The 19921-nt window shown below is 71.2% G+C and carries 19 protein-coding genes; 6 read left to right on the forward strand and 13 right to left on the reverse strand.

The genetic code is table 11. The annotated features are described in order from the left end of the window. Positions 1 to 2131: SDR family NAD(P)-dependent oxidoreductase (locus EJK15_RS56065; RefSeq protein WP_138718626.1), on the forward strand; the 2131-nt coding region annotated here is incomplete at its 5' end. Next, positions 2128 to 3453 (forward strand): crotonyl-CoA carboxylase/reductase, encoded by a 1326-nt coding sequence (gene ccrA, locus EJK15_RS56070; RefSeq protein WP_138718627.1) that lies wholly within the window; start codon positions 2128 to 2130, stop codon positions 3451 to 3453. The genes EJK15_RS56065 and ccrA, both read left to right, overlap by 4 nt. Here the strand turns inward: ccrA and EJK15_RS56075 are convergent. The 3 genes from EJK15_RS56075 to EJK15_RS56085 form a co-directional block, all read right to left on the reverse strand. Then, entirely contained in the window at positions 3428 to 4657 is a 1230-nt protein-coding gene (locus EJK15_RS56075) for a PucR family transcriptional regulator (RefSeq protein WP_240777832.1), read from the reverse strand. The genes ccrA and EJK15_RS56075 overlap by 26 nt on opposite strands. A 64-nt stretch (positions 4658 to 4721) precedes the next feature. Continuing rightward, positions 4722 to 4922: an EF-hand domain-containing protein gene (locus EJK15_RS56080; RefSeq protein ID WP_138718628.1), complete on the reverse strand. Its 201-nt coding sequence runs from the start codon at positions 4920 to 4922 to the stop codon at positions 4722 to 4724. A gap of 32 nt (positions 4923 to 4954) precedes the next feature. After that, positions 4955 to 5833 carry a LysR family transcriptional regulator gene (locus tag EJK15_RS56085; RefSeq protein ID WP_138718629.1) on the reverse strand — a complete coding sequence of 293 codons (879 nt, stop codon included), beginning with the start codon at positions 5831 to 5833 and terminating at the stop codon, positions 4955 to 4957. A gap of 62 nt (positions 5834 to 5895) precedes the next feature. Between EJK15_RS56085 and EJK15_RS56090 the strand changes: the two genes are divergently transcribed. Continuing rightward, positions 5896 to 6876, forward strand: coding sequence for an aldo/keto reductase (locus tag EJK15_RS56090; protein ID WP_138718630.1), 981 nt, complete (start codon positions 5896 to 5898; stop codon positions 6874 to 6876). Positions 6877 to 6984: 108 nt separating this feature from the next. Here the strand turns inward: EJK15_RS56090 and EJK15_RS56095 are convergent, their stop codons facing one another. From EJK15_RS56095 to EJK15_RS56105, 3 genes are all read right to left on the reverse strand, one after another. Next, a complete protein-coding gene (locus EJK15_RS56095) occupies positions 6985 to 7821 on the reverse strand; it encodes an SDR family oxidoreductase (RefSeq protein ID WP_138718631.1) in 837 nt (278 codons plus the stop codon). Next, positions 7818 to 8714, reverse strand: a complete 897-nt coding sequence (locus EJK15_RS56100) for an NAD(P)H-binding protein (protein ID WP_206061761.1) — start codon at positions 8712 to 8714, stop codon at positions 7818 to 7820. Before EJK15_RS56100 ends, EJK15_RS56095 begins: the two co-directional genes overlap by 4 nt. A 219-nt stretch (positions 8715 to 8933) precedes the next feature. Continuing rightward, positions 8934 to 9347 carry a PPOX class F420-dependent oxidoreductase gene (locus EJK15_RS56105; protein WP_138718632.1) on the reverse strand — a complete coding sequence of 138 codons (414 nt, stop codon included), beginning with the start codon at positions 9345 to 9347 and terminating at the stop codon, positions 8934 to 8936. A 145-nt stretch (positions 9348 to 9492) separates the two neighbouring features. Between EJK15_RS56105 and EJK15_RS56110 the strand changes: the two genes are divergently transcribed. Beyond that, entirely contained in the window at positions 9493 to 11154 is a 1662-nt protein-coding gene (locus EJK15_RS56110; protein WP_138718633.1) for an alpha-amylase family protein, read from the forward strand. Here EJK15_RS56110 and EJK15_RS56115 read toward each other — a convergent pair. Further along, entirely contained in the window at positions 11141 to 11737 is a 597-nt protein-coding gene (locus EJK15_RS56115) for a TetR/AcrR family transcriptional regulator (protein WP_138718634.1), read from the reverse strand. The two genes, EJK15_RS56110 and EJK15_RS56115, sit on opposite strands and share 14 nt — an antisense overlap. A 67-nt stretch (positions 11738 to 11804) precedes the next feature. On the opposite strand from EJK15_RS56115, the gene EJK15_RS56120 reads away from it, so the two are divergent. Next, positions 11805 to 12539 (forward strand): SDR family NAD(P)-dependent oxidoreductase, encoded by a 735-nt coding sequence (locus EJK15_RS56120; protein WP_138718635.1) that lies wholly within the window; start codon positions 11805 to 11807, stop codon positions 12537 to 12539. A gap of 2 nt (positions 12540 to 12541) precedes the next feature. Here EJK15_RS56120 and EJK15_RS56125 read toward each other — a convergent pair whose 3' ends face one another. The 4 genes from EJK15_RS56125 to EJK15_RS56140 all read right to left on the reverse strand — a co-directional run bounded on the left by EJK15_RS56125 (position 12542) and on the right by EJK15_RS56140 (position 16447). Next, entirely contained in the window at positions 12542 to 13282 is a 741-nt protein-coding gene (locus EJK15_RS56125) for a cytochrome d ubiquinol oxidase subunit II (RefSeq protein ID WP_138718636.1), read from the reverse strand. A 9-nt stretch (positions 13283 to 13291) separates the two neighbouring features. Continuing rightward, positions 13292 to 14545 carry a cytochrome ubiquinol oxidase subunit I gene (locus EJK15_RS56130; RefSeq protein ID WP_138718637.1) on the reverse strand — a complete coding sequence of 418 codons (1254 nt, stop codon included), beginning with the start codon at positions 14543 to 14545 and terminating at the stop codon, positions 13292 to 13294. Positions 14546 to 14642: 97 nt separating this feature from the next. Then, positions 14643 to 15311: a response regulator gene (locus EJK15_RS56135; protein ID WP_138718638.1), complete on the reverse strand. Its 669-nt coding sequence runs from the start codon at positions 15309 to 15311 to the stop codon at positions 14643 to 14645. Then, positions 15308 to 16447 carry a sensor histidine kinase gene (locus tag EJK15_RS56140; RefSeq protein ID WP_240777833.1) on the reverse strand — a complete coding sequence of 380 codons (1140 nt, stop codon included), beginning with the start codon at positions 16445 to 16447 and terminating at the stop codon, positions 15308 to 15310. Before EJK15_RS56140 ends, EJK15_RS56135 begins: the two co-directional genes overlap by 4 nt. A gap of 69 nt (positions 16448 to 16516) precedes the next feature. Between EJK15_RS56140 and EJK15_RS71805 the strand changes: the two genes are divergently transcribed. Beyond that, on the forward strand, positions 16517 to 16753 hold the full coding sequence (locus tag EJK15_RS71805; protein WP_171075130.1) for a hypothetical protein: 237 nt from the start codon (positions 16517 to 16519) through the stop codon (positions 16751 to 16753). Here the strand turns inward: EJK15_RS71805 and EJK15_RS56145 are convergent. Beyond that, entirely contained in the window at positions 16750 to 17652 is a 903-nt protein-coding gene (locus tag EJK15_RS56145; RefSeq protein ID WP_240777834.1) for a fatty acid desaturase family protein, read from the reverse strand. The two genes, EJK15_RS71805 and EJK15_RS56145, sit on opposite strands and share 4 nt — an antisense overlap. A gap of 212 nt (positions 17653 to 17864) precedes the next feature. Next, the coding region (locus tag EJK15_RS71810; RefSeq protein ID WP_420847166.1) for an ATP-binding protein at positions 17865 to 19921 on the reverse strand (2057 nt) is incomplete at its 5' end.

A 19921-nucleotide genomic window follows, 5' to 3' on the forward strand; every position in this document is an offset into this window, starting at 1 on the left:
GCTCCCGCCCGCCCGCACCGCCCCGATCGCCGGTCCCGGCTCGTACGTGATCACCGGCGGGTACGGCAGGCTCGGCCGGACCGCCGCGCGCTGGCTGGCCGAGCGCGGCGCCACCCGCATCGTGCTCAACGGCCGCACGCCGGCGCCCGCCGACGGCATCGCACAGGTGGTTGCGGGCGACCTCGCGGCCCCCCGTACGGCCGAGCGCCTGGTCGCCGCCGCCACCGAAGGCGGGGTACGGCTGCGCGGCGTGATCCACGCGGCCGGGGTCCTGGACGATCGCCTGATCGCGGACCTGGATCCCGGCAGCCTCGAACGCGTCTGGGCCGCCAAGGTCACCGGCGGCCTGCGCCTCCACGAGGCCACCAGGGATCTCGAACTCGACTGGTGGGTGGCCTTCTCTTCGGCCGCGGGGCTGCTCGGCTCCCCGGGCCAGGCCGCCTACGCCGCGGCGAACGCCTGGCTGGACGCGCTGTGCGAGCGCCGCCGGGCGGAGGGACTGCCCGCGATCAGCATCAATTGGGGCCCATGGGCCGGGACCGATGCCCCGCCTATGCCCGCCGTGGAACCGCTGACGGCGGAGGAAGGTCTGGAGGCCCTGGAGGCACTGATCCAGCGGGATCTGTCGGCCGGCGTCGTCAAGCTGAACCCCGCCCAAGCGATCACGATATTTCCGGCTATATCGCGCATGCCGTACTTCTCGGAAATCACGGACATCCCAGTGGCGGTCGCCCAAGACCTCGCCGATCTGCCGCCGGAGGAGGCCCTGACCGTCGTGTCGGGAAAGGTCAGGGAACGCGCGGCCGCCGTGCTGGGGGTCGACGCGGGACGCCTGGGAGACGACACCGTGCTGACGGATCTCGGCCTGGACTCCCTGGCCGCGACCCGGCTGCGCGGCACCGTCGAACACGACTTCGGCGTCACCGTCCCCACGACCGCGCTCCTCAGGGGCGCCACCCTCGGCACCCTGGCCCGTACGGTCGCCGAGGACCTGGGCTTGGCGACGTCCGACCGGCCGGCCGCCGAGACGGTCTCGAACGCCGCACCCGAGCCGAGCACCATGATCGGGCCCAGGGACGCGGCAGAGCGGCAGGCGGTCCGCGTGCTCACCGGCCTGCTCGGCCGCGAGCCCTCCGTCACCGAGCCCATCGACCCCGGCGTGCTCTTCACGGCGCTCGACCTCCTCAGCCCCGGACTCCGCACCCCACCGTCGCCCACCGTGCCCATGGAAGGCACTCAACAGTCGGGTGCCCAGCACGGCGACACGCCACGGACGGCGGCTGAGATCGCGGACGTCATCAGGCGGGCGGACGAGGCGGAGGCCGATCGCGGCATCGTCCGTTCCCTGACCACCAGCGGCAGAACCGGTAAGCCGATCTTCCTGGCCCACCCCGCAGGCGGCACCACCGGCGTCTACACCTTGCTGACCGAGCGCCTCCCCGTCCCCGTCTTCGGCCTGGAGCGCGTGAACGACCCCCTCGACGACATCCCCGGACGCGCGGCCCGCTACGCCCAGGCGATCAGGGACACCTGCGCGGGCCCGTACCGCCTGGGCGGCTGGTCGTTCGGCGGCATCCTGGCCTTCGAGATCGCCCAGCGGCTGGGCGAGGGCGAGGTCGAGCTGGTGGCGATGATCGACGCGGGCCTCCCCGAGCAGGTCCCGGAAGCGGCAAGAAGAGAGATCCACGTCCGGAGATACGTGGATTTCTCGGCATATCTCCGAAAGACCTACGGCGCGGACATCCACCTCGGCCTCGCCGAGCTGCGAGGCCTGGACGAGCAGGCCCAACTGGCCCTCACCGAGGCCCGGATAGCCGAGTCAGGCGTCCTCGACCGGCTGAGCCCCGCCATCCTCCGCCACCAGCTCACCTCCCACGAGGACACCAGGGCCATCGAACGCTACCGCCCGCGCCACCCCCACCGCGGCAGGGTCGTCCTCTACCGCTCCACGGACCCCACCCCCTGGACGGTCGAGGACCCCCGGTACGCGCACGAGAACGACCCGGCCAGGGGCTTCGCCCCGTACTGCACGAACCTGGAGATCGTCGAGATCCCCGGATCGCACCACCTCAACCTGCTCGACCCCCCGCACGTCGAGGTCATCGCCGAGCACCTGAAGGGACTCATATGACGCTGGCAGAGGCAGTGGTGGCAGGCGCGGACCCCGCCGAGCTGGAGCGCCTGGACGTCCCCTCGACCTACCGGGCCGCCTACATCCGCAGGGACGACGTCGGGATCTTCGACCAGGACGACCCCGACAAGGACGTGCGCAGGACGCTGCACGTCGGCGAGGTGCCGATGCCCGAGCTGGCCGACGACGAAGTGCTGGTCGCGGTGATGGCCAGCGCGATCAACTTCAACACGGTGTGGTCGGCGATGTTCGAGCCGGTGCCGACGTTCGCGTTCCTGGAGCGGTTCGGGCGTATCGACCCCCGGCACGACCTGCCCGCGCACGTCCTCGGCTCGGACGCGGCCGGGGTGATCGTCAGGACGGGCCGGGCGGTACGGCGCTGGCGGGTCGGCGACCGGGTGGTCACCAGCCCCGCGTACGTCGACGGCGAGGACCCGGTCATCCAGCACGACGGCATGCTGGCCGGCGACCTGCGGGCCTGGGGCTTCGAGACGAACTTCGGCGGGCTGGCCGACTTCGCGGTGGTCAAGGCCACCCAGCTGCTCGCCAAACCCAGGCATCTGAGCTGGGAGGAGGCGGCCTGCAACATGCTGTGCGCCTCGACCGCGTACCGGATGCTGGTCGGCGAGCGCGGCGCGCGGATGAAGCAGGGCGACGTGGTGCTGCTGTGGGGCGCGACAGGCGGCCTCGGCGGGTACGGCGTGCAGCTCGTCAGGAACGGAGGCGGCATCCCCGTCGGCGTCGTCGGCACGCCGGAGAAGGCCGAGCTGCTGCGCCGGATGGGCTGCGCGCACGTCGTGGACCGGTCGCAGTTCGAGGACCTCGGCGACGAGAAGGGCTGGCGCCGGCTGGGGGCCGAGATCAGGCGGCAGGTGGGGGAGGACCCGGCCATCGTGTTCGAGCACTCGGGGAGGGAGACGTTCGGGGCCTCGGTGTACGTCGCCAGGAGGGGCGGCGCGGTGGTGACGTGCGGATCGTCCAGCGGGTACGCCCACGAGTACGACAACCGGCACCTGTGGATGAAGCTCAAGCGGATCATCGGCTCCCACGGCGCGAACTACCAGGAATGCCACGAGGTCAACCGGCTCATCTCGCTCGGCCTGATCCACCCCACGCTCTCGGCCGTGTACCCGCTGGAGCGGACGGCCGAGGCGGCGCGCGCCGTACAGCTGAACCGGCACGTCGGCAAGGTCGGCGTGCTCGCCCTCGCCCCGGGGGAGGACCTCGGCGTCGAGGACCACGCGCTGCGCGACCGCATCGGCGAGGACCGCCTCAGGCTCTTCCGCCGCGGGGGCCTCAGCTCCTCCGCCCCGCCCCGATGACGGCTTGGCGGGCCCGGAGAGCGATCTCCAGCTCGAAGCGGATGTCCGGATCGGCCAGCTGATCGCCGTACAGCTCCTCGAGCTGCCGCAGCCGGTACCGCACGGTCTGCGGGTGCACGTGCAGTCTGGCGGCCACCTCGCCCGCGCCCCTGCCGTGCCGCAACCAGGCCAGCAACGTCTCCGCCAGCCGGTCCTGCTGGGTGGGGCGCAAGTGGCCGAGGGGCGCGAGGCGTACCTCGGCCAGGGCGCTGACCAGCTCCTCGTCCTTGAACACCACCAGCGTGGCCATGTGGTCATCGCACCGCAGGAGCCCGCGCGGCAGCACGCCGCGCCGCGACAGCTCCAGGGCCTCCCGCGCCCAGCGCAGCGACGTCGCGGCCGCCGCCAGCGGCACGGCCGGCCCGATCGCGCCCCAGCGCCCGCGCAGCGCCTGCTCCAGCATCTGCGCCTGGCCGGGCCCGCTGGGGTCGGGCACGAGCAGGCACGGCGCGGGCCGCTCCAGCCCGGCCAGCACGTCGGGTGGCAGCGGAGGCATGCGGTAGGGGACGCGGTGAGGGCCAGGTTGCCCGGGGACGGCGCAGGCGCCGGGCTGGTCGTCGAGGGCCACGCAGGCGACCGTCCTGGGCAGCCGCCACCCCGCCGCCTTGGCCAGGTCCGCGATGGCCTCGGGGCCGGCGGGCGGCTGGCTGAGCAGCAGGTCGAGGAGGCGGTTGCGGCGGCGTTCGGTCTCGCCCGCGGCGTGCGCCCTGGCCTCCTCGAAGCCCTCGGCCGCCGCGTCGGCGAGCTGGTCGAGGTAGACGAAGATGGCCTCGCCCAGGTCGTACAGGGATTGGGGGGACAGGCCGAGCGGCTCGGCGATGTCCGTGAGCCGCCGCCAGCCGACCCGGGCGCCGAGCCGCATCGCGGTCTGCAGCGGCTCCAGATTGCGGCCCTCGGCCGCCTCGCCCTTGCCGATCATGCGGAACGGCTCGGGGTCCCAAGGGGCGCCAGGATGCTCGATGCGGTCGAGGAAGCCCTCGATGGCCTGCTCGACCGCCATCCTGACGACCTTGATGTAGAGCTCGTCCTCCGGCCGGGCGTACTCGGGAATCCTGGCCTGGATCTCCTCGATCACCTCTTCGGAGACTCGGCCGATGCCCGACCTGAGCGTTTTCACGATGTCCGCGGGTGTACGGCTTTGGCTGCTGTCACTCTTGATGGCCATCGTCCCTCCTGTCGCCATTGTGACCTAGGCGACAGAAGTTGTGTAGCAAATGCTTGTTTTGCTATCACTTCTGAATGAAGGCGCCGAACTCCTCCATGTCGATCAGCCCGTCGCCGTCCTTGTCGAGCTTGAGCACTCCTTCCTGCGCGGCCTCCAGCGTCACCGGCTGGCCGAGCACCTCCATCAGCCGGACGAGCTCGACGGCGGAGATGCGGCCGTCGTTGTCGGCGTCGATCAGGTCGAAGGTGATCGCGTAGTCGCTCATGGGCTGCCCTTCTGCGTGGGTCCGATGTCGCGTCAGACCTTAGTGGCGACTTGTCGCAACGCGGTGACGAATGCCGTGACTTGCGGGCTCCTATCGCCTTCGCGCCACGCGATCGCCAGCTCCCCGGGCGGCAGCCCGGTCACCGGCCGGTACGCCATCCCGGGCCTGTTGTAGAGCGCCGCGTTCCCCTCCGCCACCAGCACCACGCCGAGCCCGCTGGTCACGGCCTCGAACACCTCCTCCGGCGTGTTCGCGGTGACCCCGACGACCGGCTCGTCGTCCCGCGCGTCGAGCCCGAGCCAGAAGCCCCGCAGCGGCCCCGCCGCCGCGGGCAGCGCGATGAACGGCTCGTCGCGCAGCGCCGCGAACGGCACCTCCGCCAGCCCGGCCAGCGGATGATCGGCGGGCATGGCCACGCCCCTGCCCTCGGTGGCCAGCACGTACGTGTTCAACCCGGGCGGCACCGGCAACCAGATGAACGCAACGTCGGACGTACCGTCGAGGAGCCCGCCGCTCGGATCGTCCCAGCCGACCAGCCGCAACGACACCTCCCACCCCGGCATCGCGGTACGGAACCGCCGCAACGCCTCCTGCTGCAGCCCCCGCCCCACGGCCGTCTGCATGCCGATCACCAGCGTGCCCGTGGAAGCCGCCGCCCGCGCGCTCTCCAGCCCTGCCGCCCACCGTTCAAGCAGCTCCCGGGCGATCGGCAGCAACACCTCACCCTGCCGGGTCAGCGCCACGCCGCTGTGCACCCGCTCGAACACCCGGAACCCGAGCTGCCGCTCCAGCACCCTGAGCTGCTTGGACAGCGCCGGCTGCGACACGAACAGCCGCTCGGCGGCCCGCGTCACGTTGAGCTCCTCGGCCGCCGCCACGAAATATCGCAACTCCCGCAGATGCACATCCATAACCACTGGTTATAGCAAAGGGTCTTGGACACCACGCACCCATCAGCCGCAGGATCTGACCCATGAAGACACGCCAGCTTGGAAACCTCCAGGTCCCCGCCATCGGCTACGGCGCCATGGTGCTGTCGCCGGGGATCTACGGCGACATCGACGACACCCGCGCGGCGGCCGCGCTCAGGGCGGCCCTGGACGGGGGTGCGACCCACGTGGACACCAGCGACGCGTACGGGGTGGACGGCCACAACGAGCGCCTCGTGGGCCGTGCGATCAAGGGCCGCAGGGATGAGGCGGTGGTCGCGACCAAGTTCGGCCTGGCGGTCCCCGAGGGGGAGCCGAGCCGGTCGCAGAAGGTCGGGTACGCGTTCGGCGAGCTCCGGGTGAACGCCGACCCCCGCCTCGTCCGCCGCTACGCGGAGCGCAGCCTGCGCAACCTGGACACCGACGTCATCGACCTCTACTACGCCCACTACCCGGACCCGGAAGTGCCGATCGAGGACACGGTCGGGGCCATGGCCGACCTGGTGCGCGACGGCTTGATCAAGCACATCGGCCTGTCCAACGTGACGGCCGCGCAGTTGCGGGCGGCACACGCCACACACCCGGTGACCGCCGTCCAGAACGAGTGGTCGATGTGGCGCCCCGTGGATCCGGAATTGCTGGCGGCGGCCCGGGAACTGGGCGTCGGAATCGTCGCCTGGAGCCCTCTGGGCACGGGCTTCCTGACAGGCACGGTGCAATCGCTCGGCGAGGGCGACTTCCGCCACAACGCCCCCCGCTTCGCCCCGGAAAACCTGGCCGCCAACAACGACCGCTACGCCCCGATCCGAGCGTTGTCCGTCCAGCTCGCCATCACCCCGGCCCAGCTGGCCCTGGCCTGGCTCCTCCACCAGGACGACCACGTGGTCACGATCCCCGGCAGCCGCACCCCGTCCCACATCTCGGAAAACCTGGCCGCCGCCGACCTGACCCTCCACCCGGACACCCTGGCCAGGATCGACGAGGCCCTCGCCACGTTCGAGGTAACCGGCGGAACCCTCCTCTAGAAATCACGGGTGTCGGCCATCGACGGGGTCGTCGGAGTCTGAAACGGTCAGCCGGACCCGCCGCGTATGGGGGCGTGAACCTCTGCCCCCATACGCGGCAGGCAGGAACTATCTGAAGGCCGCCGCGTGCTCGGCCGCCCACTCCGCGAACGTCCGCCCCGGGCGGCCCGTGACGCGGGGAACGACCGCGGCCCACTCCTCATTCACCGGGGCCGGGTCGCGGGCCGACTCCGCCCACATGCCGAACAGCCAGTCCACCACCTCAGCCGGATACCCGTCCCGGATCCACTGCTCCCGACCCGTCACCGGATCCTGCTCCTCGAACCGCACTCGCTCCCCGATCGCCCGGCCGATCGTCTCGACCTGCTCGACGGTGGTGAGCGCCTCCGGTCCGGCGAATGTGTAGGTCTGGCCCGCGTGGCCGTCCTCGAGGAGGACCGCGGCGGCGACGGCCGCGACGTCGGCCTCGTGGGTGGGCTGGGTGACCGCCCCGCCGTACGGGCGGCGCACCACCCGGTCCGTGCGGATCGACGGCGCCCAGTCCAGCCAGTTGCCGGCGAACTCGCCCGGCCGGACGTGCGTCCAGTCCAGGCCCGACGCCTCCACGGCCCGTTCGACCACGTGGTACCCGTCCTCGAACGTCTCGTCGTCGGCCCCAGCGCCCGACAGGTCCACGATCCGCCGCACCCCCGCCTCCGCGGCCAGCGCCATGACCTCGGAGGCGGTTCCAGGCACCGGGAACAGGTACATCCGCTCCGCGCCGGCCAGAGCGGCCCGCAGCGACTCCGGATGTTCCAGGTCGCCCTCGTACACCTCGACCTCGCCGGGCAGGGCGGCGGTGGCGGGGCGACGGGTCAGGGCGCGTACGTGCCGGCCCGCCTTCAGCAGCTCCGCCACGACCCGCCGGCCCACCACCCCGGTCGCCCCGGTCACCAGGATCGTCATGCTTCCACCTCCATGAAGTCCGCCGCGCGGTCGCGGGCCCACTGCGCGAACGTGCGCGGCGGGCGTCCGGTGATCTCCTCGTACGTGCTGGTCGGCGGCAGCGAGCCCGGCCCGTCGACGGCGGCGGCCAGCAGCTCGATCAGCCAGTCGGCGACGTCCGGCGGGTAGCCGTCCGCGAGCCACTGAGCGCGGGCCCGCGACGGGGTCAGCTCCTCGAAGCGGACCTCCGCCCCGATGGCCGCGCCGATCGCCGCCGCCTGCTCGACCTGGGTGACCCTGGCCGGACCCGTGATCGTGTACGCCGCGCCGAGATGGTCATCGGTCACCAGCGCGGCCACCGCCACCTCGGCCACGTCCGCCTCGTGTACGAGGGGGTAGCCGGAGCTCCCGTACGGTTCGCGCACGGTGCGCTCGGCGCGGATCCGATCCGCCCAGCCGAGGGCGTTGGCGGCGAGCAGGCCGGGACGCACGTGGGTCCACTCCTTACCGGTGGCCTCCACCATCAGCTCCAGCCCGCGATGGGCCTCCCGCTCCTCCTCCAGGTGACGCCCCAGCGCGCTGCGGTCGTCGGAGGGGGCGAACCCGGCGGCCGCGGCCGAGTGCACCACGAACCTGCGTACGCCGGCCGCCGCGGCCCGCTCGACGAAGCCGAGATCGGCGGAGCCCGGCACGTAGTAGGCGAACGGGAACAGGTAGACCCGCTCGACGCCGTCCAGCGCGTCCGGCCAGGTGTCCGGCTGCTCGAAGTCGCCGTGGACCAGCTGCACCCCGTCGGGGAGGCGGGCCGTCCGCGGGTCGCGGACCATGGCGCGTACCCGCTGGCCGGTGCCCACCAGCCCGTCGACGACGCGGCGGCCGATGTTGCCGGTCGCGCCCGTCACTAAAATCGTCACGTTGCTCCTCTGATTTCCCGGATGGGCAGTGGGCCGCCGCCGCGTCCGTGGCCATGGTTTCGCGGCGGCGTGCCCGGACCCGGGATGCTAGGCCGGTTTCGGAGAGCTCGCATATGGATCGTTCCAAAACGCGGCGTCGCCGCTCAAGCGGCGGACATCAGCCCGCAGGAAGCGGCCGAGAACATCCAGGCCGGAATCGGAGCCGGGTGAACCCGGCGGCTAGGGGTGCACGGCCCGGCGCGTCTCGTACCAGGCGTCGCCGACCGGCTCGCCCGTCAGGTTCCAGCTCCACGACACGGTCGGCGTGATGCGGGTGTAGACGCCCGGCCCGATCATCCCAACGCGTTCGACCGGTTGCCCGGCCCGGCCGTAGACGCGCACGCCGCGCGCCACGAACGGGTCGAGCGACATCAGGTCGTCGACGACCAGGGCGATCTTGAGCCGGCCCGCCCGCACGTTGCGGAACTTGCGGGTGCTCAGGACCTCCTGCCCCGCCCCTCCGATCCAGAAGCCCTCCCCGTCGAACTCGAACGCGACCGGCACCACGTCCGGCTGCCCGTCATCGGACAGGGTCGCCAGCCGGGCGAGCGGCTGTGACTGCAGGTAGGCGATCTCTTCGTCGGTGAACGACATTGCGGGTCGCTCCTTTCGCATAGCTCACTTCATGAATGACACGATCGATTAGCTCACTTCATGAATGACACGATCGAGGCCCCGCCGGATCGACAGACGGTCCGCACATTCGCCTGAACGCAGTGGTCCGGGGTAGTCGGGACGCATGCGACTGACGTACACCTCCGACGTCTGGTACAAGAACGCCGTCGTCTATTGCCTGGACGTGGAGACGTTCAAGGACGGCAACGGGGACGGCGTGGGCGACTTCCGCGGGCTGACCCAGCAGATCGACTATCTCGCCGGCCTCGGCGTGACGTGTCTCTGGCTCATGCCGTTCTTCCCGACGCCGAACCGGGACGACGGATACGACATCACCGACTTCTACAGCATCGACCCGCGGCTGGGAACGCTGGGCGACTTCGTGGAGTTCGTGCGCACCGCGCACGACCGCGGCCTGAGAGTGATCGCGGACCTGGTCGTCAACCACACCTCCGACCAGCATCCCTGGTTCGCACAGGCCCGGTCCAGCAAGGACTCGCCGATGCGCGACTGGTACGTCTGGTCCGACACCCCCGAGCCGGACGACCCGAGCCAGGTGGTCTTCCCGGACAAGGAGAACTCCTTCTGGGAGTACGACGAGGGGACGGGACAGTACTACCTGCACAGCTTCTACCGGCACCAGCCGGACCTGAACGTCGGCAACCCCGAGGTCAGGGACGAGATCGCCCGCATACTCGGGTTCTGGATGGAGCTCGGTCTGTCGGGGTTCCGCGTGGACGCCGTGCCGTTCCTCGTCGAGAACGTCAACCCGAAGCTCGCCAATCCGCACGAGTTCTTGCAGGACATCCGGGCGTTCATGACCCGGCGCAAGGGCGGGTCGATCCTGCTCGGCGAGGTCAACCTCCCGTACAAGGAACTAATACGCTATTTCGGCGAAGGCCTCGGCGACCAGATCACCGTGTGCTTCGACTTCGTCGGCATGCAGAAGGCCTGGCTGTCGATGGCCCGCCAGGACGCCGGCCCTCTCGCCGCCGCCCTCCGCGAGCGCCCACAGCCGCCGAAGGACTGCCAGTGGGCCATGTTCCTGCGCAACCACGACGAGCTCACCCTCGACAAGCTGACGGAGGAGGAGCGGCACGAGATCTTCCGCGCGTTCGGCCCGCACGAGGACATGCAGATCTATGGCCGGGGGCTGCGCCGCCGCCTGCCCAGCATGCTCGGCGGGGACCTGCGCCGCATCAAGATGGCCTACAGCCTGCTGTTCTCGCTGCCCGGCACCCCCGTGATCTTCTACGGCGAGGAGATCGGCATGGGGGAGAACCTCGACGAGGAAGGCCGCATGGCGGTCCGCATCCCGATGCAGTGGTCGGACGACGGCGGTTTCAGCCAGGCGGAGCCGGTACGCGAGATCCCCGAGGGCTCCTTCGCCCCCGACCGGGTGAACGTGGCAGACCAGAAGCGGGACACGAACTCGCTCCTGCGCTGGTTCCAGCTCCTGATCGAGCGCTACCGGGAGTGCCCGGAGCTGGCGTGGGGCGACTACACGGTGCTGGACACCGGTCACGACGCGGTCCTCGCCCACCGCTGCGACGTGGACGGCGCCACGATGGTGATCGCGCACAACCTCTGCGACACGGCGCTGGACGTGGAGGTGACGCTGACCAGGCTGGAGCGCTGCCGGCTGACGGATCTGCTGGTGGACGACAACCTCGAGATCGCGGACGACGGCACGGCACGGCTGCCGATGGCTCCGCACGGCTGCCGCTGGCTCCGCGCCTCGCCCCCGGAGATCCCCCCGGAGGACGCCTCGATCAAGGCTCGGTGACGGGCGGCCAGACCGACATGGCGAGCGTTGCGATGCGCAGCAGCTCGGCGTGCCCGGCACCGTCCCGCGCCTGCGTGGACATGCCCTGGATCACCGAGGCGTAGAACGCGGCGAGCCCCGCCGTGTCCGTGGCGGCGGGGATGAGCCCCGCAGCCACGTCCTCGTCGATCCGCCGCTTCAGCGCGCTCTTGGCCTCCTGCCTGAACCCGCGCAGCAGCTCCTCCACCTCCGCGGACTCGGGCCCGCAGTTCACCGCGGCCGAGATGATCAGGCAGCCCTTCGGGTGCTCCTCGCTCGTGTACTCGGCGGCCGCCTCCCGCAGCACCCGCTCGATCGCCTGCCGTCCAGTCGGCTCCTCGGCCAGCGCGCGGGTCGTGAAGGCGCCGTGGGTCCGCTGGTAGCGGTGCACGGCCTCCTCGAAGAGCCGCCGCTTGTCCCCGAAGGCCGCGTACAGGCTGGGTGGCCTGATCCCCATCGCGGCGGTGAGGCCGGCGATCGAGGTCGCCTCGTATCCGTGCTGCCAGAACGCCCGCAACGCGCTCTCCAGCGCGGTGTCCCTGTCGAATGCTCGCTGCCTGGCCATGCGGCCCATTCTATAGCGATCACTATGTTATTGTTTCTGTATCGATCGCTACGGAAAGAGGTTCGCCATGAAGACCGCCCTCGTGACGGGAGCCAGCAGGGGAATCGGCCGTGCCATCGCGTTGCGCCTGGCAAGGGACGGCTTCCGGGTGGCCGTCAACTACGCCGCCGACGAGACCTCCGCCAAGGAGGTGGTGGGCCTCATCGAGGAGGGCGGCGGCGCCGCGTTCGCCGTCCAGGCCGACCTGGGCGTGCCGGAGGACGTGCACCGCCTCGCCGAGCGGCTCAGGAACGCGACGCCCGTGCTCGACGTGCTGGTCAACAACGCGGGCATCGGCACATCCAAGCCCATCATGGAGGTGAGCGAGGAGGCGTACGACCGGGTCTTCGCCGTCAACGTCAAGGGGCTGTTCTTCCTCACCCGGCAGGTCCTGCCGCTGATCCCCGACGGTGGCAGGATCGTCAACATCACCTCGGGCGTCACGCGCATCGCCTTCCCCGAAGCGATCGCCTACTCGATGACCAAGGGGGCGGTGCAGGTGTTCACGCTGGCCCTTGCCAAGGAGCTGGGCCCGCGCGGCATCACGGTCAACAACGTGGCGCCCGGCATCATCGACACCGACGTCAACGCGTCCTGGCTGCGCGGCAACCCGGAAGCGCAGGCGTACGCGGCGAGCAGGCACGCGGTCAACCGGATCGGCCACGTGGACGAGATCGCCGCCGTGGTCGCGTTCGCCGCCTCGCGGGAGGCCGGCTTCGTCACCGGCACCACCCTCGACGCCACCGGCGGCGGCAACCTCTAGATCTAGAGGTACGACGGGCCGCTCACCCGGTGCCTGAACGTCCACCACACCCACGCCTGGGCGGCCACCAGCAGCGGGATCATCGTCATGACGACCGGCACCAGCACGGCCCCTGACGTGCCGGGGTGCAGCGGCAGGCGGAGCCCGGCCAGCACCCCGACCGTCGCCAGCGCCGCGGAGGTCAGCGCGTACGTGCGCGCCTCCCCGGCACCGCCGGACAGCACGGCCGCCCGCTCGCGCAGCCTCCCGCGCAGCCGCAGCGCCGCGAACGTCAGCCCGTGCGTGGTGAACAGCGCGGCCACCACCAGGGCGGGCAGCACGGCGATCGGCCCCTGGATGCCGAGCAGCACCTGGCTGAGCAGCAGGCCCCAGCTCAGCGCCAGCCCCCAGCTCCCCGTCACGATGGCGCCATCCCAGAACGCCTGCCAGCGCGCCCCCGGCACCCGCCCCCGCAGCCACAGCCCCATGTCGCGGACGACCCACGCCAGCAGCAGCGCCACGACCAGCGAGTAGTTCCCGGCCAGCAGCTCGCCCTCCCGCTCGGGGAAGAGCCCCGCGAGCACGCCGGCCGTCGCGACCAGCCACACCTCGTTGCCCAGGAAGAACGGCGCGATCGCGGCGATCACCTCGCGCCGCTCGGCCGCCGACCGGCCGAGGTACGGCAGTGCCATGCCGACCCCGATGTCGGCCCCGGCCAGCACGAGGTAGCCGAGCGCGAAGAAGGCCAGGATGAAGATCTCCATGACGGCTCCCTAGAAGGTGAGGACGGGGGCGGAGGGGGTGTCGATCGGGCGGTCGCCCAGGGCCACGGCGCCGGGCCCGCGACGGGCGTGCCTGGCCAGCAGCCAGTAGTTGATCAAGATCAGCACGGAGAACACGGCGACGAAGGCGCTGAGGGAGAGCCTCATCTGCATGTCCGTGACCGGAGACATGGCGTCGGCGGTCCTCAGCAGGCCGTACACGGCCCATGGCTGCCGACCCATCTCGCGGAAGATCCACCCGGCGATCATGGTGACGAACGGGACCGGGATCATCAGGGTCAGCAGCCAGTGCCAGAGCCGGAACCCGCGCACCGCCGGCCGGAAGAGCATCAGCACGCAGCTCACCCCGGCGATCAGCATCATCACTGCGAAGAGCGCCATCATTGTGGTGCCCGCGCCCTGCACCCAGCCCACCGGCGGGAGGTAGTCGCCGGGCCCGTGCTCGGCAACCATCTCGGCCTGGGCCGTGGCGAGCGAGGCGGCGTCGCCCCGCCACGCGGCCAGCTTGGCCGGCTGCATGGTCTCGAACCCCAGCCCGCCGAACGTCGCGGTGAAGAACGTCGCGGGCAGCGCCACGCCCATCCCGATCCGCAGCGACTTGCGGAAGAGGTCCTGCTCGGCGGTGCGCTTACGCAGGTGGTACGCGCTCACCCCGGCCATGAAGAACCCGCCGACGATCATCGCGCCGCCCATCACGTGCCAGAAGGCGACCTGCGCCGCGGGGTTGGCCACCATCGCGCCGAAGTCGGTCAGCCGCAGCGTGCCGTTCTCGATCACGTACCCGACGGGGTTCTGCAGGAAGCCGTTGGAGATCAGGATCCAGAACGCCGACGCGTACGCGGTCAGCGTCACCACCCAGATCAGCGCCAGGTGCGCCCACCGGTTCAGCTTGTTCCAGCCGAAGATCCACAGACCCAGGAACGTGGACTCGATGAAGAACGCGACCAGCGTCTCGATCGCCAGCGCCGACCCGAAGACGTTCCCGGCATACTCCGTCAACCCGCTCCATGACAGCCCGAGCTGGAACTCCATCACCAGCCCGGTGACGATGCCCATCGCGTAGTTGATGATGTAGAGCTGGCCCCAGAACCGCGTCATGCGCAGGTGGACCGGGCTGCCGGTCAGCGTCGCCCTGGTCTGGATGACCGCCACCAGGGTCGCCAGGCCGAGCGTCAGCGCGACGAAGAGAAAGTGCGCGCCCGCGGTGAGCGCGAACTGCAGGCGAGCGAGATCCACCGTTTCCATGCTCACGAGCATCCGGGTACGGCTCCGCCCGCCGCGTCATGCCCGGGCTGTCACCTGGCGTACATCCCAGGATGCAGATGACCGCCCGGCGTACATCTCAGGGTGTAAGCCAGCCGGGAGTGATCACGCCGGCCTCGTAGGCGATCACCACGAGCTGGGCCCTGTCGCGTACCGACAGCTTGGTCATGATGCGGCTCACGTGCGTCTTCGCCGTGGCGGGGCTGAGCACCAGGCGGGCCGCGATCTCGTCGTTCGAGAGGCCGGCCGCCACCAGCGTCATGACCTCGCGCTCGCGCTCGGTGAGCGCGTTGAGCCGGGGGCCCGGCTCGGGGCGCTTGACCCGGCCGGCGAACTCGGCGATCAGCCGCCGGGTGACCGACGGCGAGATCAGCGCGTCGCCCCTGGCCACGACCCGGACCGCGTGGATCAGCTCGGCCGGCTCGGTGTCCTTGACCAGGAAGCCGCTGGCGCCGGCCCGCAGCGCGCCGTAGACGTAGTCGTCGAGGTCGAACGTGGTCAGGATGATCACCTTGACGCCGTCCAGCGCGGAATCGCCGGCGATCCTGCGGGTGGCCTCCAGGCCGTCGAGCTCGGGCATCCTGATGTCCATGAGCACGACGTCGGGGCGGTGCTCGCGGGCCCCGGCGACCGCCGCCGCCCCGTTGGCCGCCTCGGCGACCACCTCGATGTCGTCCTCGTCGCTGAGTATGGACCTGAACCCGGCGCGGACCAGGGTCTGGTCGTCGGCGAGCAGTAGGCGGATCATCGAGCCCCGTTCGTAGGCAGGTTCAGTGGCAGGCGGGCGAGGACGAGGAAGCCACCCTCGGGGCGCGGGCCGGCCTCCAGGGTGCCGCCGAGGGCGAGGGCGCGCTCGCGCATGCCCAGCAGGCCGAAGCCGCTGCCCCCTTCGTACGCGGCGCCCGGTCCGTCATCCTCCACGCGGATCATGATATTTCCGGATGTGTTGGTGACCGTCAGCGTGGCCTTGGTCGTACCGGAATGGCGGGAGACGTTGGTCAGCGCCTCCCTGATGATGCGGGCGGCGGCCAGGCCGACCTCGGTCGGCACCGCGTCGAGCGGCCCCGACAGCTCCGTGCGCACCTCCAGGCCCGACGCCGCGACCAGCGCGTCCACCCGCGTCAGGCTGTCGGCGGGCGCGGTCGGCGCGTCCTCGTCCACCTGCCGCAGCACCCCGAGCGTGGTCCGCAGCTCCCGCAGCGTCTCCTTGCTGGTGTCCTTGATCGTCCGCAGTGCCGTCTCGGCGTCCTCGGGCCGCTTCTTGAGCCCGTGCAACGCGGCGGCCGCCTGCACGTTGATCATGGAGATGTTGTGCCCGAGCACGTCGTGCAGCTCCCTGGCGATCCGCAGCCGCTCCTCGCTCTCCCGCCGCCTGGCCTCCTCCTCCTTGCTGTGCTCGGCGTCGATCGCGCGCCGCTCGGCCTCCAGCAGGTAGGCCCGGCGGTTGCGGGTGACCCCGCCGAACGCGATGGCCGCCACCACCCACCCGGCGATCGCGACGAACATGCTGTCGTCCACGTGCCTGATGCCGCCGGTCTCGCCGAGCCCCATGCCCAGCAGCAAGGTCGCCCCCGTGGCGATGGCCGCGGTGAGGTGGCCCCGGTCGGCGGCGGTGTAGAGGGCGACGAACGCCAGCACGATGATCGGCCCGTCGAGTCTCGCCCACGGGTAGTAGGCGGCGACGGAGACGGCCACGACGACCAGCGACGCGACGGGATATCGGGTCCTCGCCAGGATCGCCGCGATCGCCGCGATCGGCAGCACGACGTCGAGCGCGTTCGGCTGGCTGGCGCCGCTCCAGAACAGGTAAGAGAACAGCAGGCCGGCCAGGACGGTGACGATCGCGGAGAGCGACGCGATCGTGCTGGTCGACGGCCTCCGCATGCCCCCATTCTGTACGTCCACGCATGGGCTCGGGTAATCGCCGGGTCGCATTCTGGGTAGAGCCGATGAATGAGCACAAAGGATGAACTCCGCCGGGTCGAAGAGGACCTGGCCCGGCTGTGGGCGGAGAACCAGGACATACGCGACCAGCTCCGGGACATGGGCGCGACCGACCAGGTGGAGAAGGCGGCCGTGATCAGCCAGGCGGACGAGCAGGTGGAGCTGATCGCCGGTCTGGAACGCCGACGTGACTTCCTGCTCGCCCGGCTGGAGAAGGAAGGGGAACAGGGGGCCCCTAAGGCTTAGCGGAGTGGGGCGCCGACCTCGTGCAGGTGGCGCAGCGCCTGCCCGTACGAGTCGATCAGCCCGGTCTGCAGGTAGCTGACGCCGATCTCGGCGCAGTACTGCTGCACGATGGGCTGCGCCTTGCGCAGGTTCGGGGCCGGCATGTTGGGGAACAGATGGTGCTCGATCTGGTAGTTGAGCTGGCCGAGCGCCACGTCGGTGAAGAGGCCGCCCCTGACGTTGCGCGAGGTGAGCACCTGCTTGCGCAGGAAGTCGAGTTTGTCCTCCTTGGTCAGCACGGGCATGCCCTTGTGGTTGGGCGCGAACGTGGACCCCAGATAGAGCCCGAACAGCCCCTGGTGCACGATCAGGAACAGCAGGCCCTTCCCGAACGGCAGCACGGCGAAGACCGCACCGAAGTAGATCGCGAAGTGCGCGACCAGCAGCGCCAGCTCCACCCATCGCCGCTTGGCCGACGGCTCGAACAGCGCCTTGAAGCTGGCCACGTGGAGATGCCAGCCCTCGAGGGTGAGCAGCGGAAAGAACCAGTAAGCCTGATATTTCGCGATGAATCGCGGCAGTCCGTTGCTTTTGGCGGCCTGCTCCGTCGACCAGACGATGATGGCGGGGGAGACGTCGGGGTCGTGGTCCTCATGGTTGGGGTTGGCGTGGTGGCGGTTGTGCTTGGCGTTCCACCAGCCCCAGCCGAGCCCGATGCCGAGGTTGCCGATCAGCAGGCCGGTGATGTCGCTGGGCCGCCGGGTCCGGAAGACCTGCCGGTGCCCGAGGTCGTGGGCGAAGAATCCGAGCTGCGCGAAGACCACGGCCATCGCGGCCGCGACGAGGAGCTGCAGCCACGAGTCGCCCACCCAGGCGAACAGCGCCCAGCAGCCGGCGTAGACGACGACGGCGATACTCAACCGGATCGCGTAATAAAAGGGACGCCGGTCCAAGAGGCCGGCGTCCGCAATCTTGCGGGATAGTCGGGCGAAGTCGCTGCCCCTTGTGTCGAGCGTGCCAGGACTGACCACAGGTCTCCTTACCTCGCGGTGCAAGTTGTCCCAACCCTCGCGCATCCGGGCCGGAAGCGGAAGTCCCGGCTCGCCCGGATGCCACCGCACCCGGATGACGCCTACCTGGTCGGGGCGGACAGCGGCCTCAGCGCGTACCTTTCGGGGTTCGGCATCGCCGCGCCCCGCGCCACCGCCGCCTCGTAGCCCTCCGCCCCCAGAGCGTCCCGGCACCGCGCGGCCAGGGCGTTGACGAAGGGATCGGCGGACTCGCGGATCCCGCGCAGCGCCCGGGCCGCGCCGAGCAGCTCGGCCGCCGCCACCGGCGCCAGGTGCTCGGCCACGCCCTCCAGCACGGTCGCCCTTGCCGTCCGGTCCGAGCAGGTCGCCATCAGCTCCAGCGCCGCCCGCAGCGGTTTCGCGGGCTCGCTCACCCGGGCCAGCTCGACGTTCATGAACGCCCTGAACTGGGCGCTGGCGTCGAGATCCATGGCCAGCGCGGCCTCCAGCAGCCGGGCGGCCCCGCCGGGATCGCCGGTCCGCCTGGCGAGCTCGGCCCGGGCGTACATGACCCGGGCGGTCATCTCCTGGTCCTGCGACCGCACCGCCGACTCCCAGGCGCGCTCCAGCGTGGCGGCGGCGCCCGCCAGGTCGCCGGCCCGGCCCTTGAGCTGCCCGAGCCGCAGCAGGAACGACATCGGCCCGAGCGGCGTGTCGAGCCCCGACAGCTCGGCCGCCAGCCGCTCCGGCTCCTCGGCGAGCGCGACGGCGGCGGCGAAGTCCCCGCGGTTCTCGGCCACCAGGGACAGCCAGTAGAGCGCCGCCCACTGCCCCCACCGGTCGCCGGTGGCCCGGAAGCCGGTCAGCGCCGGCTCCAGCAGGCCCTCCGCCCCGGCCACCGCCCCGTACTCGAACCGCACCAGCCCGGCGACCAGCAGCGCCGCCGACCTCGTCCACAGGTCGGGATGCGTACGCAGCCGCTCGACGCACCTCTCGGTGAGCTCCACCACGTCGGCCGGCGGCCCGGCCACGCCGCCCAGGGCCCAGAAGTTCAGCGCCGCGGGATGATCGGAGTCGCGTACGGCCTGGTTCGGCTCGCCGCCCGTCAGCACCCGGCACAGTCCGTACGCCAGCTCCCGCCCCTCCGGCGGCACGTCCCCCACCCGGCGCAGCACCGCCGCGGCCTGCTCGCTCATCTCGCGCCGCCTGCCCCGCATGATCCACGGCCAGAACCGCGGCAGGATGAGCCTGAGCGGGTCGCCGGAGTGCCGCAGCGCCGCGTCCAGGTTGTCCTGCTCGGCGTCGAGCACCGCCATCCACGTCAGCTGCTCGCCCGTCCGCAGGTACGGCCCCGCGCTCTCGGCCAGCTCGGTGTAGTAGCGGGCGTGCGCCTGGCGGAGCCCCGGGAGGTCGGCGGCGGCGTACTGCCTGATGGTCTCCAGCATCGTGTAGCGGTCGCCGGAGAACGTGATGAGGGACTTGTCCACCAGCGAGGAGAGCAGCTCCAGGTCGCCGCCGCAGACCCGGGCGATCGCGTCGTACGTCGCGCCGCCGGAGAAGACCGTCAGCCCGCGCAGCAGCTCGCGTTCGCGCTCGGACAGCAGGTTCCAGCTCCAGTCGATGACGGCGCGCAGCGTGCGGTGCCGCGGCTCCGCGGTACGCCCGCCGCGCAGCGCCAGCCGGTCGTCCAGCTGCTCGACCAGCACGGACATCGGCATCGTCCGCAGGCGGGCGGCGGCCAGCTCGATGGCCAGCGGGATGCCGTCGAGCTCGCGGCAGATCCGCGCCGCGTCCGCCCGCTCCACCACCAGCTCCGGCCTGGCCGCCGCGGCCCGGTCCGCGAACAGCTCGACGGCCGGGCCTTCGGGCAGCGGCGGCACGGTGTGGATCATTTCCCCCGGGATGTCGAGCGGCTCCCTGCTGGTGGCCAGGATCCGCAGCCCCGCCACCTCCGCCAGCAGCCACCGGGCCACCCGCGCGGCCTCCTCGATCACGTGCTCGCAGTTGTCCAGCACGATCAGCGGCGCCGTGCCGCGCAGCGCCGCCACGAGATCGGTCACCTTGAGCACACTCTCCACGGCCGCCCGCACCCCGGCGGCGGAGGCCAGCTCGACCAGCCACAGCCCGTCCGGCACCTCGAGCCCCGCCGCCACCTCCAACGCCAGCCGCGTCTTACCCG

It is taken from the genome of Nonomuraea basaltis (assembly GCF_005893125.1).
GTDB lineage: Bacteria > Actinomycetota > Actinomycetes > Streptosporangiales > Streptosporangiaceae > Nonomuraea > Nonomuraea basaltis.

Coding starts and splice junctions, on each gene's coding strand:
- ccrA (WP_138718627.1), top strand. CDS start 2,128: ATGACGCTGGCAGAGGCAGTGGTGGCAGGCGCGGACCCCGCCGAGCTG.
- EJK15_RS56075 (WP_240777832.1), bottom strand. CDS start 4,657: ATGGCCATCAAGAGTGACAGCAGCCAAAGCCGTACACCCGCGGACATC.
- EJK15_RS56080 (WP_138718628.1), bottom strand. CDS start 4,922: ATGAGCGACTACGCGATCACCTTCGACCTGATCGACGCCGACAACGAC.
- EJK15_RS56085 (WP_138718629.1), bottom strand. CDS start 5,833: ATGGATGTGCATCTGCGGGAGTTGCGATATTTCGTGGCGGCGGCCGAG.
- EJK15_RS56090 (WP_138718630.1), top strand. CDS start 5,896: ATGAAGACACGCCAGCTTGGAAACCTCCAGGTCCCCGCCATCGGCTAC.
- EJK15_RS56095 (WP_138718631.1), bottom strand. CDS start 7,821: ATGACGATCCTGGTGACCGGGGCGACCGGGGTGGTGGGCCGGCGGGTC.
- EJK15_RS56105 (WP_138718632.1), bottom strand. CDS start 9,347: ATGTCGTTCACCGACGAAGAGATCGCCTACCTGCAGTCACAGCCGCTC.
- EJK15_RS56110 (WP_138718633.1), top strand. CDS start 9,493: ATGCGACTGACGTACACCTCCGACGTCTGGTACAAGAACGCCGTCGTC.
- EJK15_RS56115 (WP_138718634.1), bottom strand. CDS start 11,737: ATGGCCAGGCAGCGAGCATTCGACAGGGACACCGCGCTGGAGAGCGCG.
- EJK15_RS56120 (WP_138718635.1), top strand. CDS start 11,805: ATGAAGACCGCCCTCGTGACGGGAGCCAGCAGGGGAATCGGCCGTGCC.
- EJK15_RS56125 (WP_138718636.1), bottom strand. CDS start 13,282: ATGGAGATCTTCATCCTGGCCTTCTTCGCGCTCGGCTACCTCGTGCTG.
- EJK15_RS56130 (WP_138718637.1), bottom strand. CDS start 14,545: ATGGAAACGGTGGATCTCGCTCGCCTGCAGTTCGCGCTCACCGCGGGC.
- EJK15_RS56135 (WP_138718638.1), bottom strand. CDS start 15,311: ATGATCCGCCTACTGCTCGCCGACGACCAGACCCTGGTCCGCGCCGGG.
- EJK15_RS56140 (WP_240777833.1), bottom strand. CDS start 16,447: ATGCGGAGGCCGTCGACCAGCACGATCGCGTCGCTCTCCGCGATCGTC.
- EJK15_RS71805 (WP_171075130.1), top strand. CDS start 16,517: ATGAGCACAAAGGATGAACTCCGCCGGGTCGAAGAGGACCTGGCCCGG.